General features: G+C 64.7%; 13 protein-coding genes. 6 read left to right on the top strand and 7 right to left on the bottom strand.

Features of this window, described 5'->3' with window-relative positions; all coding sequences use genetic code 11:
• Positions 1 to 72 precede the first annotated feature (72 nt).
• On the bottom strand, positions 73 to 747 hold the full coding sequence (locus QMF22_RS03105; protein ID WP_283450260.1) for an HAD-IA family hydrolase: 675 nt from the start codon (positions 745 to 747) through the stop codon (positions 73 to 75).
• Between the two features lie 128 nt (positions 748 to 875).
• On the opposite strand from QMF22_RS03105, the gene QMF22_RS03100 reads away from it, so the two are divergent.
• Positions 876 to 1,619, top strand: a complete 744-nt coding sequence (locus tag QMF22_RS03100; RefSeq protein ID WP_283450258.1) for a sulfite exporter TauE/SafE family protein — start codon at positions 876 to 878, stop codon at positions 1,617 to 1,619.
• Between the two features lie 2 nt (positions 1,620 to 1,621).
• Here QMF22_RS03100 and QMF22_RS03095 read toward each other — a convergent pair whose 3' ends face one another.
• Both QMF22_RS03095 and QMF22_RS03090 read right to left on the bottom strand, forming a co-directional pair.
• The gene (locus tag QMF22_RS03095; protein ID WP_283450256.1) at positions 1,622 to 2,383 is read right to left on the bottom strand and encodes an endonuclease/exonuclease/phosphatase family protein; all 762 of its coding nucleotides are present in this window, start codon (positions 2,381 to 2,383) and stop codon (positions 1,622 to 1,624) included.
• Between the two features lie 141 nt (positions 2,384 to 2,524).
• Positions 2,525 to 3,844 (bottom strand): short-chain fatty acid transporter, encoded by a 1,320-nt coding sequence (locus QMF22_RS03090; protein WP_283450738.1) that lies wholly within the window; start codon positions 3,842 to 3,844, stop codon positions 2,525 to 2,527.
• A 209-nt stretch (positions 3,845 to 4,053) separates the two neighbouring features.
• Between QMF22_RS03090 and QMF22_RS03085 the strand changes: the two genes are divergently transcribed.
• Positions 4,054 to 4,653 (top strand): histidine phosphatase family protein, encoded by a 600-nt coding sequence (locus QMF22_RS03085; RefSeq protein WP_283450254.1) that lies wholly within the window; start codon positions 4,054 to 4,056, stop codon positions 4,651 to 4,653.
• A 252-nt stretch (positions 4,654 to 4,905) separates the two neighbouring features.
• Entirely contained in the window at positions 4,906 to 5,682 is a 777-nt protein-coding gene (locus tag QMF22_RS03080) for an ice-binding family protein (RefSeq protein WP_283450252.1), read from the top strand.
• A gap of 53 nt (positions 5,683 to 5,735) precedes the next feature.
• Here QMF22_RS03080 and QMF22_RS03075 read toward each other — a convergent pair whose 3' ends face one another.
• Complete coding sequence (locus QMF22_RS03075) at positions 5,736 to 6,026, bottom strand: hypothetical protein (protein WP_283450250.1); 291 nt, start codon at positions 6,024 to 6,026, stop codon at positions 5,736 to 5,738.
• Positions 6,027 to 6,088: 62 nt separating this feature from the next.
• Here QMF22_RS03075 and QMF22_RS03070 point away from each other — a divergent pair, with 62 nt between their 5' ends.
• The 3 genes from QMF22_RS03070 to QMF22_RS03060 all read left to right on the top strand — a co-directional run bounded on the left by QMF22_RS03070 (position 6,089) and on the right by QMF22_RS03060 (position 7,108).
• Positions 6,089 to 6,385, top strand: coding sequence for a hypothetical protein (locus QMF22_RS03070; protein WP_283450248.1), 297 nt, complete (start codon positions 6,089 to 6,091; stop codon positions 6,383 to 6,385).
• A 47-nt stretch (positions 6,386 to 6,432) separates the two neighbouring features.
• A complete protein-coding gene (locus QMF22_RS03065) occupies positions 6,433 to 6,705 on the top strand; it encodes a glutaredoxin family protein (protein WP_283450246.1) in 273 nt (90 codons plus the stop codon).
• Between the two features lie 79 nt (positions 6,706 to 6,784).
• Complete coding sequence (locus QMF22_RS03060; RefSeq protein WP_283450243.1) at positions 6,785 to 7,108, top strand: hypothetical protein; 324 nt, start codon at positions 6,785 to 6,787, stop codon at positions 7,106 to 7,108.
• Between the two features lie 155 nt (positions 7,109 to 7,263).
• On the opposite strand, the gene QMF22_RS03055 is transcribed toward QMF22_RS03060, so the two are convergent.
• The 3 genes from QMF22_RS03055 to QMF22_RS03045 all read right to left on the bottom strand — a co-directional run bounded on the left by QMF22_RS03055 (position 7,264) and on the right by QMF22_RS03045 (position 14,346).
• Positions 7,264 to 8,283, bottom strand: a complete 1,020-nt coding sequence (locus QMF22_RS03055; RefSeq protein WP_283450241.1) for an LLM class flavin-dependent oxidoreductase — start codon at positions 8,281 to 8,283, stop codon at positions 7,264 to 7,266.
• Positions 8,284 to 8,367: 84 nt separating this feature from the next.
• Positions 8,368 to 13,209: an NAD-glutamate dehydrogenase gene (locus QMF22_RS03050; protein WP_283450239.1), complete on the bottom strand. Its 4,842-nt coding sequence runs from the start codon at positions 13,207 to 13,209 to the stop codon at positions 8,368 to 8,370.
• A 255-nt stretch (positions 13,210 to 13,464) separates the two neighbouring features.
• Positions 13,465 to 14,346 (bottom strand): aggregation-promoting factor C-terminal-like domain-containing protein, encoded by an 882-nt coding sequence (locus QMF22_RS03045; protein WP_283450237.1) that lies wholly within the window; start codon positions 14,344 to 14,346, stop codon positions 13,465 to 13,467.
• Positions 14,347 to 14,496 lie beyond the last annotated feature (150 nt).

Genomic DNA, 14,496 nt, shown 5'->3' with positions numbered 1-14,496 from the left:
CCACTCGGAAAAGCCGAACGCGCATACCGCCTATCAACGTTACGTTCATTTGAGTGGTGGCGGTGACCGTTCTTAGCTTTTGGGCGGCACGAGACGAAAAATCAGGCCGTTCGGGGTGACTTCCACTCGCAGGTGATCAAGTCCCGGCACGATGAGATCAGCGTCAAGCTCGGCGGCCGCATAGGTTCCGGCGACGCCGATCGTGGTGCAGCCGGCGGCCCGGCCGGCCTGCAATCCGGCGGGCGCATCCTCGATCACGAGGCACCGTCGCGGGTCGACTCCGAGCCGCGCGGCTCCCGCGAGAAACGGCTCGGGAGAGGGTTTGCCACGCGGGGTGTCATCGATGGTCACGATCACCATCGGTGCCACCAAAGCGGATGCCCCCAGCCGCGCGACCGCCAATGGCCGCGCGCAGGACGTGACAATGGCCCGTCGACTCTCCGGCAGGCTGTTCACGAGCGCGGCGGCGCCGGGCAGCACGGTGATGTCGTTGGTGTCGGCGGTTTCGAGCTCGAGAATACGCGCGATCGCTTCGTCGACACGTTCAGGCGGCACGAGTTCCTCGATGATGTCGCGGGCCGGGCGTCCGTGGGACGTCTCGTCTTTAGCCACTCCCCATTCTTCGGCCCAGGCTGCCCACGAGCGGTTGACCGCGGGCGTGGAATCGATGAGGGTGCCGTCCATGTCGAAGAGCACGGCATCGAAGGTGCGCCCGTGCAAAACGTTCTCGATACCGGGGTCGGGCATCCGCTGTCCTTTCGTCGTACCGGCTGGTGCCGTTCCTCAACGGTAGGCCACCCATCAATGTCCACGCCATTCGGTGGGGCGCAGGCCGGTATCGTGGATAACAAACAACCGAGCTGGGAGACCGTACCGTGTGGACGACCGTTCTGGTGATTGCGGCCGTTCTGATCGGCTCGAGCATGCAGCGCATCACCGGCATGGGGTTCGCCCTCGTCGCCGCCCCGTTTCTGGTGCTGTTGCTGGGGCCGGTCGATGGCGTCATCCTGGTCAACGTGTGCGGGGCGCTCACCGCAGGCATCATTTTGCTGCGAGTCTTTCGCCAGGTGGACTGGCGCCGCTGCGGCATTCTGGCGATCTGCGCTGTCATCGCCATTGTGCCGGGCTCCTACGTGCTGCAGTTCGTGCCGGTGGCTTGGCTCGAAATTTCGATCGGTGTGCTCGTGGCCGTTGGCCTGACCATCTCGGTCAATCTGGGTCGCGTTGTTCTGCGCGACCGATTCAGTTTTCGCGTGCTGGCCGGCATGGCCAGCGGGTTCATGAATACCACTGCCGGCGTCGGCGGCCCCGCGGTAAGTATTTACGCGATCGCCACGGGGTGGCCGCAGCGGTCGTTCGCCGCAACAATGCAGCCGTACTTTCTCACGATCGGGCTGGCGTCCCTGGCCTCAAAATTCACCCTGGGATCGGCCGACCTGCCGCACCTTCCCGTGATCGTCTGGGTGCTGATCGGGTGCGCCTGCGTTGTCGGGCTTCTCGTCGGCGATCGGCTGACGACGGTGATCGAGCCACACGTGGCCCGACGCCTGCTCGTCATCGTGGCCTATCTCGGGTCGTTCGCGACCATCGTGCGCGGAGTGCTCGAGCTGCTCGCCTGACCTCAGATCGTGAAATCGACGCCCTCGACCGACACCGACTCGTCGCGGGCCGGATTGCGGAGGTGATGCGCGGCATCCGCTTGCGTTATCTGGTCGTCGGGATAGCTGGCCGTCACCAGAATCGGCATGTGGTCCGAGGTTCCCTGCGGGAGGGTCTCGACGTTGGCGATCGTCAGCCCCATCGAGGTGGCCAGGTCGAAGTGCCCGCGAAAGAACTTGTACCGCGTGTAGGTGCGCGTGTCGCTGAGCGTCAGGTCGTACCCGGACTGGTTCACCTTGGTGCCGAGTTTTCCCTGGAAGATCGGGTAGTTGTAGTCGCCGACCATGAGGGTCGGCAGACCGGGGCCAAGAATGCTCAGTTCTTCGTGCGCGGTGCGGATCTGGTTGCGGCGCAGGGAGTTGAGCGCGGTCAGCGGAGCCGCGTGAAAGGAGGCGACGACGAGCTCGCGCTGCGCCACGTTATCGATGAGGCGGGTGGCGATCAGTCGCTCGTGCGCGGGCGCGGCTACGCGATCGTGCAGCGACTTCTTGAGCGCAAAGGTCTGCGTCTTGATCGCCGTGAATCGATCCCGGTTGTAGTAGATGGCCAGGCCAAGCCGGTTGCGGTGGGTCGAGTCGGCGAGGTGCAGATGCCCGACCTCGGCTGGCAGATCGACGGTGTTGCATTCCTGCAGGCACAGGATGTTTGGACTGTAACTCTCGGCCAGGGCTACGAGTTCGCCGCTGGCACGATTCTTGCGGAGGTTGTAACTAATGACCCTCATGGCACCCGTCTCGGACTTGTCGGCTATGCCTCAAGCCTACGACTCTCACCGGGGTCGAAATTGAACATCCGGGGTCAGTTGGCACATGCGCAGGTGGCATCCAGCCTGCTGACCCCCCCAGCAGGGTCTAGCCGACAAGGGCTACCCGGCGCCGACAATGAACATGGTCGCGATGAAGACCAGGCCGGCCGCGAGAAAGGTGATCGTCGTGTAGCCGAGGATGTCGCGCATCTTCAGCCCGGCGATCGCCAGCAGCGGCAGCGCCCAGAACGGCTGGATCATGTTGGTCCACTGGTCACCGTAAGAGACGGCCATGATGGCCACCGAGGGGTCGACGCCGAGGCGTTCCGCCGCGTCAAGCATGATCGGGCCCTGCACCGCGAATTGGCCCCCGCCGGAGGGTACGAAGAAGTTGACCAGTCCGGCCGAAAGCAGCGCCATGACCCCGAAGGTTGCCGGGGTCGACACGTTGACGAAGAAGTCGGAGAAGACGCCGATCAGACCGGAACCGACCATCATGCCGAGGATGCCGGCATAGAGCGGAAACTGCAACAGAATATCGCCGACGTTCGACGCCGCGTCTTTGCTGAGCCTGATGAGTTCGAAAGGGTTGCGCACGAGCAGAAAAATGAGCGCAAGAAACGACCAGTTCACGATGTCGAGGGTGAGTGTTCCCCCTTCGACGAAGTGAATGACGAGGTACGCCACCAGCGCGAGACCCACGATCAGGGTCAGGATGCGACTGGCATCCAGCCGGTCAGCGGGCGTCACGACGGATTCCTGGGCGACCTGCTTCTCGCGTGCATCAACTTCGAGCACGAAGACCGGGACACCCCGGCGCGGGGCGACCAGCGCCAGGGCAAGGCCCACAACCACGATCGTCGCGATGGCCGCCGTAATATTCCACGCGGAGAATGTGGTGTCGGCCAGCGAGATCGTGCGGCCGAGCTGCTGGGCCAGAAAGGAGCCCTCGGTGGCCGCGGTCAGCGGGCCCGAACCGGAATAGCCCATGTGCCAGATCACAAAGCCCGAGTATCCGGCGGCGACCAGCAGGGGAAAGTGCACCGGTACGCCCTTGGCCCGCAGCTGAAAGGCCACCTCCTTGGCGAGCAAACCGCCGACCACGAGGCCGAGGCCCCAGGTGATCAGGCAGGCAACCGCGGCGACGGTGAACACGAAGATGTAGGCCTGCAGCGCCGTTCGGGGCACACCACCGAGCCGCACCAGCAACCGGTGCACCGGTGTCGTGTTGGCCAGAATGTGCCCGAGCAGCAGCACGAGCGCCATCTGCGTCATGAAGGCGAGCAGTCCGGCCAGGCCGTCACCCCAGCTGCGCACGACGTCGATGGGGCCGGAATCGGTGAGGATCAGGGCGAGAACGGCCACGATCACGGTCAGCGCGATGACGAACACGAGGGCGCTCGGGATGAACCGTTCGACGAGCGAGTTGATCGGGCGCATGAACGCGGCGGCCGGGCCGGTGGCGCGTTTTTCAGTGGCAGTTGACACGAAGGTCCCCCTGGGTTGCTACAACATTGTGGCTCAGGGCGTCTGCACTGACCGTATAAACGTAGCAGGCGGGTCGTCTACTCCCCCGGTCGGGGCTGCCCCGACGCACGAACGTAGACTTGTCAGGCCGCCGCGTTCCTGTGGCACAGTGAGGGAGCCGCATGACCCAGAACGACATCGTTCTCATTCGCCACGGACAGACCGAGTGGAGCATCTCGGGTCAGCACACCGGGCGTACCGACGTTCCGCTGACCGATTTCGGTCGCCAACAAGCGGATGCCCTCGGCGAGATGCTCGACGGCGAACACTTCGATCGGGTCTACTCGAGCCCGCTGGTGCGCGCCTGGGAGACCATGGAACGGGCTGGCTACGGCGGGCAGGGAGTAGCAAGCGACGACGTGCTGGAGTGGGATTACGGGGTGTATGAGGGTCGCCGCACCGTGGACATCCGCTCGGAAATTCCGGGCTGGACCGTGTGGGGCAACCCGATTCCGGGGGGCGAATCCGTGGACGAGGTGGGCGCTCGCGCCGATCTCGCCATCGAAATGTGCCTCGCCGCCGAGGGCCGGGTGGCCGTCTTCGCCCACGGACATTTTTTGCGCATCATGACGGCACGTTGGATGGGCCTGCCAGCGGTCGCCGGCAAGAGCCTCAGCCTCGGCACCGCAACCGTGTCCACACTCGGTTGGGAACGCGAGAACCGGGTCCTGCAGATGTGGAACGACGCCTGCCACCTGAGTTCGATGGACCCCGTCGTATAACTTGTACCGCAACAGCCCGGAGTACCCCTAGTCTGGGGTTAGACAGATTCTACTCGTTGGAACCATTGTCGTGGGGTCGCACGAACAAACGTGCGGATTGCGCCCGGAGGGCACGACCGGTGGGGGCTTGGGGGCGTCACACGCTCGCGATCCCGGTCAACGGGAGAACCCGATGTGCAGCATCGGCGACCACGCCCGCGCGTGGCCCTGCCCCGACCCGTATCGTGCGGGTCTTTGGAGAGGGAGAACACCATGAGTACGTTCACACAGCTTTCACCGTCGCGCAAGCGACTTCTCGGCGCCCTTGTGGTCGTCGGCATTCTTGGAGCCGGCAGCATCGGAGTCGGCGGAGCCGTCGCCGCCGAGACCACCCCGCGCGCAGCGGTCGACCTCGGCGAGGCCGGCACATTCGCCGTACTGTCGAAGTCGGGCATCACGGATGTCTACGCCTCGTCGGTCAGCGGCAATGTGGGCGTGAGCCCCATCACCGGCGCGGCAATTCACCTCACCTGCCCCGAGGTGTCCAATGGAACGATTTACAGCGTCGACGCCGAAGGCCCCTCCTGCAAGGTAACCGACGACACCTACCTCACCACTGCCGTCAGCGACCTTGAGATCGCGTACACCGATGCTGCCGGGCGCACGACTCCCGACTACATCAACCTGGGCGCCGGCGAAATCGGAGGCCTTACCCTCACCCAGGGCCTCTACAAGTGGGGCACCGACGTGAATATCTCCACCGATGTCACCCTCACCGGCACTTCCGATGATGTCTTCATCTTTCAGATCTCCAAGGACCTGGAACAGGCCTCAGCCCAGAACGTGATTCTGGCCGGCGACGTGCAGGCGAAGAACGTGTTCTGGCAGGTTGCCGGATCCGTCGCCATCGGCACCACCGCGCACTTCGAAGGCACCATTCTCAGCCACACGATGATCGCCATGAAGACCGGTGCGACCATCAACGGTCGTCTCCTGGCCCAGACGGCCGTCACCCTGCAGAGCAACACGGTCACCGCGCCCGTCGAGTAACAGCAGCACGCAGAACGGCGCGGGTGACTTCTGGTCACCCGCGCCGTTCGTCGCTAACGCACCGGCACCCAGGTGCCCTTGATCCGCTCGGTGACCAGGGATGCCCGCAGCTCAGCAACGACGCGCAGGTCGGCCACCACGTGCGCGCCGATCTTGAGGGCCGACGCCGCGTCATCCGCTGTGAAACGCACGATGACCCGGGCTGCTCCCGCGACGATAGTGAGATCAGAAGCCTCCACCGTGGTGAATTCCGCCGCCGCCGCCGCGGCTCGGGGCACGACCGAAGCGGGCGCGGTTCCCGGGTGCAGGGATTCGATACTCATGGTCACGCGATAAGAAGGCATGGTTTCAGGGTACGGGTCCTGCTTTACTGTACGAGTCCTCTTCCCCTCAAGTTCGGAGACCCATGACCTTCACGGCCACGATCGTTGCCCAGGTTCAGCGCACCAAGCCCGATGCCCTCTGGGCCATCGCGACCGCCCTCAGCACCAGAGTTGAGGAGGAGACCGGAGCGAACGCCTTCATCGCACTACCCGACGGCGGCCGGATCGACGTGGAGATTCCCAAGTTCGGTGAGAGCCTGCCGCTGACCATTGACGTGGTGGACGCGCGCAGCCAGGCCGAGGCACGGGCATCCGCTCAAAATATTCTGGATTTGCTGGAGCAGTCCACCGGCTGGCAGGTCGACCACCTGCACGCATAAACGGATGCCCACCCGCGGCACACAGGCGCGCCGCCTAAGCTCGGTGCATGACTGAAACCACTGCCCCTGCACCGCGCATCACGATGTATGGGGCGGAGTGGTGCGGCGACTGCCGCCGTTCCAAGTCTCTGCTCGACCGCCTCGAGGTGGACTACGACTACGTGGACCTGCTGCTCGTCGAAGACGGTGCCGACCGCGCCCGTGCCATCAGCGGACGCACCAATATTCCCGTCATCGTGTTTCCCGACGACACCCACCTGGTCGAGCCGAGCGACGCCGAGGTGCGCACCAAGCTCACGCAACTCGGCCGTATCGGCTAACCGTCGCCGAATACCCCCGATAGGGACAGGGCCGTTCGTGCTACTGTCAAAAATCGTAGATACCAACGGGGGTCGCACCATGCACGCAACGCTTATATCGACGACACGGCGCGTTCCCATTTCGCTGTGGATCAGCGCGGTGCTTTTCGTGGTCTACAGCGCGCTCGGCGTAGCCGTCGCCATGGCCGTGCGCACCGACGCACTGAGCATCATCGCCCTGTTGACCGTGTCACCGCTGATGTTCGTGGGCATGGTCGTATCCGTGGTCGACATCGTGCGCACCCGCAAGCGCGGCGACGCCGACCGGGCTTACATCCGGCTGCAGTGGATCGGCCTCGGGCTCATGGTCCTGGCCATGCCGATCTGGATGGCCGTCGCGATCGCGATCGCCTACCTGCCCTGAACTTTGAGCCGGGAGTCGATCTGGGCTTCAGTGGGCTCCTTGACCACCCGGAGCGGTTCAGGAAAGTTGCAGCCGGTGACAACCCCGCAGTCGACCGCTCTCCATCAGCTGGGACGCCTGAGCGCAGTCAGGAGGCCTCGGTGCGCCCAGCTGCGTCAGCGCCAGCCGAGCTCGGGTGCGATGTGCTGCACGATGGTCTCGAGCAGGTGGGAGTTGTAGTCCACGCCGAGCTGGTTCGGGATGGTGACGAGCACGGTGTCAGCGTCGTGCACCGCAGCATCCGTTTGGAGCTGATCGACAATCGCGGATGGCTCCCCGACGTAGCTCTTACCGAAACGGGCCAGGCCGCCGTCGAGGTGGCCGACCTGGTCGTGACTGCCGGCCGCCGCTTCGCGACCGAAGTAGGCCCGGTCAAGATCGCTGACGATCGGCAGGATGCTGCGGCTCACCGACACGCGCGGCGTGCCTTCGTGCCCGGCATCGGCCCAGGCTTGCCGGTAAATGGCGATCTGTTCGGCCTGAAGATCGCCGAACGGCACCCCGGTGTCTTCGGTCAGCAGGGTCGAACTCATCAGGTTCATGCCCTGCTCCCCCACCCACTTGGCGGTCTTGCGGGTTCCGGCGCCCCACCAGATGCGCTCGCTGAGCCCGGGCGACTGGGGCGCTATGGCCAACAGACCGGTGCGCCCGGTCATCTGCGGGTTGGCCGGGGCCATTCCCTCGCCGCTGATTGCGGCCCGAAAGATGGCGGTGCGTGCACGAGCGTCATCGGCGTCGCTGCTGCCCTCCGCCAGCACATAGCCGAACGCCTCGTAGCCGCGCAACGCGGTCTCGGGCGATCCGCGGCTGATGCCGAGTTGCAAACGACCGTTGCTGATGAGGTCGGTGATCGCGGCTTCCTCCGCCATGTACAGCGGGTTCTCGTAGCGCATGTCGATGACGCCGGTGCCGAGTTCGATGCGGCTGGTTCGCGCGGCCATCGCGGCGAGCAGGGGAAACGGCGACGCGAACTGCGGAGCGAAGTGGTGCACTCGAACGTAGGCGCCGTCGATTCCAAGTTCCTCGGCGGCCTGGGCCAGGTCGATCGTCTGCAGCAGGGCGTCGGTCGCCGTGCGCGCCTGCGATCCCGGTACCGGTTGGTAGTGGCCGAAGGAGAGAAATCCGATGCGCTTCATACTCAGTGCAGCGTCGGCGCCGGCTGAGCTATTCCCTCGCCTTCAGAGCAGGGCGCCCCCGTGTGGGGCGCCCGGCTCACCAACTCAGCGACGCACGATGGAGCGCAGCAGGCGCACGGCCACTGACAGCGACGCCATGTCGTCCTGCGCGAGCGAGTTGACCTCTTCGAAGACGCTGCGCGCGCGGCCGAGCTGTTCGGCGTTGAGCGCTTCCCAGGCCAGGAGGCGGTCGTCGGCAGCAGCGGCATCCGTTTCGTCGAGAACTGACCGGGTCATGTCGGCGACGGTTGAGTACAAGTCGTCGCGGAGTGCGGCGCGGGCGAGTGCCTGCCAGCGGTCCTTACGTGGCAGCTTGGTGATGCGCTCAAGCAGGTTGTCGACACCGAAACGGTTGTAAACCGTGTAATAGATCTCAGCGACCTCGGTGACCTGCACGTTCGCCCGGGCAGCGACCTTGGCCACGTCGAGCAGCGCGTACGCTTCGAACAGTTCCGACCAGCGGCGACCGAGGTCGTCGGGCAGGCCCCATTCCCTGGCCTTTTCCTCCTGCGTTTCGAGGCGACCCCGGTCGGTGCCTTGCAGGTATTCGCCGAGGTGCTCCCGCATCAGTGCGATCTGCGGCTTGTACTTGGCGATCACCGCGCCGACGGGCATGTTGCCGCCGTGGTTGACCTGCCAGCGCACCGCCCGGTCGAGTAGCCGGCGAATGTCCAAGTGGATCGCCGTCCACTTCTCGGTCGGGAACGACGACGGCAGCGCGTTGAGCTCGCCCACCATTGTGTCGATGTCGAAGATCTCGCGCAGTGCCACGAAGGCACGCGCGATCGTCGCCTGGTTGGCCGAGGTCTCTTCCATCGTGCGGAAGGCGAAGGTGATGCCGCCGAGGTTGATCATGTCGTTCGCGACGACCGTCGCGATGATTTCCCGGCGAAGCGGATGCGTGTCCAGCTCGGCATCGAACCGCTCCGACAGGTGCGTCGGGAAGTAGCGGCGCAGGGTACTGCCGAACCAGGGGTCGTCGGCCAGGTCGCTGTCGCGCAGCGCTGTGGCCAGTTCGATCTTGGCGTAGGCGGCGAGCACGCTCAGCTCAGGGCTGGTCAGGCCCTGGCCGCGGTCGAGGCGTTCCCGCAGTGTTGCCGTGGTCGGCAGGGCTTCCAGCTCGCGCTGGAGGTCGCCCGATTCTTCGAGCCAGTTCATGAGGCGCTCGTAGCTCGGGCTCCAGTTGTTCACGAGCACCCGGTCGTTGAGCAGCAAAATGTTCTGGTCGACGTTGTCCACCAGAACCAGACGTCCCACCTCGTCGGTCATCTCGGCGAGGAACGCGGCGCGTTCGGCCGGGTCGAGCTTGCCGGCGGCGACCATGCGGTCCACGAAGATCTTGATGTTGACCTCGTGGTCGGAGCAGTCCACCCCGGCCGAGTTGTCGATCGCGTCGGTGTTGAGGATGACGCCGGCGAGCGCGGCTTCGATGCGACCGAGCTGGGTGAAGCCGAGGTTGCCGCCCTCCCCGACGACTTTGACTCGCAGGTCGCGGCCGTCGACGCGAATTCCATCGTTGGCTTTGTCGCCGACCTGCGCGGCCGTTTCGCCGCTGGCCTTGACGTAGGTGCCGATGCCGCCGTTGTAGAGCAGGTCGGTCGGGGCCAGCAGAATGGCCCGCAACAGTTCGGGCGGGCTCAGCTGGGTGGTGCCCTCCGGAAGACCGAGTACGACCTGTACCTCGGCCGAGATCGGAACGACCTTGGCCTGACGGGGAAAGACCCCGCCGCCGGTGCTGATCAGGTCGGTGGAATAGTCAGCCCACGACGAGCGCGGTAGTTCGAATAACCGGGCACGTTCCTCAAAGGAACGCGCCGGGTCGGGGTCGGGATCGAGAAAGATGTGGCGGTGGTCGAATGCCGCGACGAGTTTGGTGTGTTTCGAGAGCAGCATGCCGTTGCCGAACACGTCGCCCGACATGTCGCCAACGCCGACGACGGTGAAGTCTTCGGTCTGGGTGTCGACGCCGAGTTCGCTGAAGTGGCGTTTGACCGACTCCCAGGCGCCCTTGGCGGTGATGCCCATCTCCTTGTGGTCATAGCCGACCGAGCCACCGGAGGCGAAAGCATCGCCGAGCCAGAAACCGTACTCGGCGGCGAGGCCGTTGGCGATGTCGGAGAAGGATGCCGTGCCCTTGTCGGCGGCCACGACCAGGTAGCTGTCGTCGTCGTCATGACGCACCACGCGGTGCGGCGCCACAACATGCTCACCATCCGTTTCGGCGACCAGGTTGTCGGTCAGGTCGAGCAGACCGCGAATGAAGGTCTTGTAGCTGTCGATACCCTCGGCCATCCACGCCGCACGGTCAAGGCTCGGGTCGGGGAGCTTCTTGGCGAAGAACCCACCCTTGGCACCGGTGGGCACGATGACGGCGTTCTTGACAGTTTGCGCCTTGACCAGGCCGAGCACCTCGGTGCGGAAGTCTTCACGACGATCTGACCAGCGCAGGCCTCCGCGGGCCACCTTGCCAAAGCGCAGGTGAACGCCCTCGACGCGCGGCGAGTACACCCAGATCTCGAACATGGGCTTGGGCGAGGGCATCTGCTCGATCTGGGAGGGGTCGAGTTTGATGCTGAGGTAGGGCTTGTACTGAAAAAAGTTGGTGCGCAGCGACGCTTCGATCAGCGTGATGAGGGTGCGCAGCACGCGGTCGGCGTCGAGGGTGGCCACTTTCTCCATCGCGACGCGCAGCTGTTCGCGCACGTCGGCTACGCGCAGCATCCGCTCGTCGTCGGCGAGGTCTGGATCGAATCGGGCCTCGAACAGGGCCACGAGCGCGCTCGTGACGGCCGGGTTGGCCAGCATAACGTTGGCGACGAAACCGTAGGAGTTGGTGTTGCCAATCTGACGCAGGTACTTGGCGTAGCTGCGCAAAATGACTACACGGTGCCAGGGCATGCCGTCTTGCAGAACCAGACGGTCGAGGCTGTCGGATTCGATGGCTCCGCTGATGGCCGCGCCGAACGAATCGGCCAGTAACGTGCCGGTCGCAACCGGGTCGACGCCGGCCGGATAGTGCAGGCCGAGGTCATACAGGTAGAAGCGACGCCCGTCGGTGGTCTTAATTTCGAACGGCACCTCATCGAGCACCTCGATACCGAGATTCTGCAGAAACGGCAGAATCTGGCTCAAGCTTTTCGGTTCGGTCATGTAGAGCTTGATGCGCGCATCTTCGCCGGGGTCACCGGCAGTTTTGGGTAGGTACACGTGCAGCCCCGGGCGGGTGTGCCCCTCAGCGGATGCCCCGACCTCCGCGGCGCAGGCCTCAAATCGGGAGATGTCTTCGAGGGCATCATCGATTTCGTAGTCGACCCGGTAGCTGTCGGGAAAGGCGCCGGCCCAGATATTGGCCAGCCGCTCGGCTTCTTCGACCGAGTGTGTTTCGCGAAGTTCGTCGCTGATACCCTCCGGCCACGAGCGCACGGCCATGGCCAGGCGGTGTTCCAGCGCGGCGATATCGACGGAATCCGCCGAGACAGCCTTGGGTAAGCGGATGCGATAGAACAGTCGCGCGAGCGCCGATTCGGTCATGCGCGCTTCGAAGTCAAGCGACTCAGAGCTGAAGGTCTCTTGCAGCTCCTTCTCGATGCGCAGCCGCACGGCGGTGTTGTAACGGTCACGCGGCAGGTAGACCAGTGCCGACATGAACCGACCGTAGATGTCTGGTCGCAGGAACAGGCGGGTACGACGACGTTCCTGCAGCCGCTGGATGGCGAGCGACGCGGTGACCAGGTCGGGCACCTCGATCTGGAACAGCTCGTCACGGGGATAGGTTTCCATGATGCCGAGCAGGTCTTTACCACTGTGCGACTCGAGCGGAAAACCGACCTCGTTCATGACGGCTTTGACCTTTTCGCGCAGTACCGGAACGGCCGTGACCGAGCTGGTGTAAGCGCTCGCGGCGAACAGGCCGATGAAACGCTGCTCACCGTTGACCTGGCCGGCGGCATCGAAACTCTTGATTCCGATGTAGTCGAAGTAGGCGGGACGGTGCACGGTGGAGCGGGAGTTGGCCTTGGTGATCACCAGTGCGGTGCGCTCGCGCGCTTTCTGTCGGCCGGCATCCGTCAGGTGCTGAATCTGGTGGCGGTCCTCTGCTGAGCGCAGCAGGCCGAGGCCGCTGCCCTCGATCAGGGTGAGCACGTCTTCGCCGTCCAGCGTCTCGAGGTTGTACTCGCGGTAGCCGAGAAACGTGAAATTGCCCTCGTCGAGCCAGTGCAGCAACTGCTGGGTCTGGTGGAGGTCTTTGATCTGGTCGCCACCGGCGACGGTGTCGAGGGTGTTGGCGATCTGCATGGCCTTGGTGCGCATGAGCGGCCAGTCTTCGACGGCGGCACGAACGTCGCTGAGAACGGCGGCCAGCCCGGCGATGAGGTTGGCCTGTTCCTCGTCGCTCGCGCTGTCGATCTCGATGGCGATCCAGGACTCGAGGTGTGAGGCATCATCACCGGTCGCGATGAGGTGCGCGATGTTCGGCATGGCCGAGGTATCGCCGCTGGAGACACCGGCGCTGGCCGGGATTCGGTTGATGTCGACAAGATCGTTCGTCGCCTTGCTGCGGGCCACGATCAGCAGGGGGTGCACGACCAAATGGATGGCTGAGTGCTGGCGCACCAGCTCGGCCGTGACCGAGTCCACGAGAAAGGGCATGTCGTCGGTGACGATATAGACCACACTCCGACCGGATTCACTGTGAATCTCGATCGTTGCCGTCTTGGGTACTCGGCGCTGGGCGACCTGCCAGTGCGTGCGGGCCCGGGATGCAAGAAGCTCCGGGGCGTAATTCGCGGCATCTTCGTCTGTTAGATGCTCATAGTAATCAACTATGAACGTTTCGAGCGTGGGATCTGACGGGGACAGACCCGTTCGGGTGAAACCAGACGACATCGAAAAAACGCCTCCATCAAATTCATCGTCGTGCGGTACGAATCGACACAACGAAATACGTGTGCAGGACTCCTGCGCCGGGCACGTCGGTGTGCCTGGTCGAACTCAATCATGGAGATCCCTTGCTCGCCCATCGTACCGCCGGGCCCCGCACCCGGGCTGGCCGCCGCAGAACCTGCGGCCAGCCGCGAAGAAACGGCCCGCGTATCGCCGATTCGCTCGTGACCGGGGCATAAACTGCCTAAAAGTGTTGAGCTAGTACCAGCCGACAGCCTGCGAGTGCGACCAGGCGGCGCACGGCGTGCCGTAGGACGAGGCCTTGATGTAGCCAAGGCCCCAGGCGATCTGCGTGGTGGCATTCGTGGCCCAGTCGTTGCCGGCCGACGCCATCTTGCTTCCGGGCAGCGCCTGAGGAATTCCGGTCGCCCCACTGCTCGAATTCACCGCCGCGTAGTTCCAGCGGGATTCCTTCTGCCAGAGCCGGTCGAGGCAGCTGAACTGATCCGCGCCCCAGCCGTACTGCGAAGCGGCCATCGACTGTGCGGTGGCGCGGGCACCGTCCACGGTGTTGCCGCCGGCCAATGACTCCAAGCGCGCGGCTTCGGCAGCCGCCTGGGCGGCAGCAGCGGCCGCCGCAGCAGCCGCAGCAGCCTCGGCGGCGACGCGGTCGACTTCCGCGGTGGCGGCAGCGACCGAGGCGGTCTCCGCCTTCGCCTCAGCCGTGAGCGACTCCACCAACTCGATGGGCATAACCGCGTAGCTGGCGAGCGAGCTGGCTACCGAGGTGAGCGTGGTGGCATCCACTTTGCTCTGGCTGGCAGCGATGACGACATTGGCGGCGCTGAGCGCAACGGATGCGTTGTCGCGCGAGATCGACTCACCGTGCGCCGCGTAGAAGTCGAGCTGGTCGCTCTGCCGGCCGGTGCTTTCGGCGAGCACGGTCGTGGCGGCGATACTGTCCTGCCGGGCATCGGCGGACTGGGCGACGAATCCGCTGCTGGCGACGAGGCCGGCGATAACGAGCGCGGCGCCGGTGGCAACGAAGATCTCATGCCGGCGGGTGCGTGGTTTGCGGGGCTTCCGCTGCGTTCGAGGGGCAAGGTGGGCATGGGGCGTTTCAGTGTGTTTTGGGCGCATGTCCTTCATCTGGCGCGAATGATGGACGCTAGGTACGCCCGTTCGCTGGGTGTCGAGCCCGTGCACTTCGGGGTGGCGCGGGCGAGTTGGCCAGCATGCCCGGCCTGTTTGAATGAAACCTCACGATTTTCTCCGAAACCCCTGATTTTC

Source organism: Cryobacterium sp. PH31-L1, from assembly GCF_030063145.1.
Lineage (GTDB): Bacteria > Actinomycetota > Actinomycetes > Actinomycetales > Microbacteriaceae > Cryobacterium.
The sequence above is the reverse complement of the archived record's forward strand: the minus strand, read 5'-3'. Positions and strand labels throughout refer to the sequence as shown.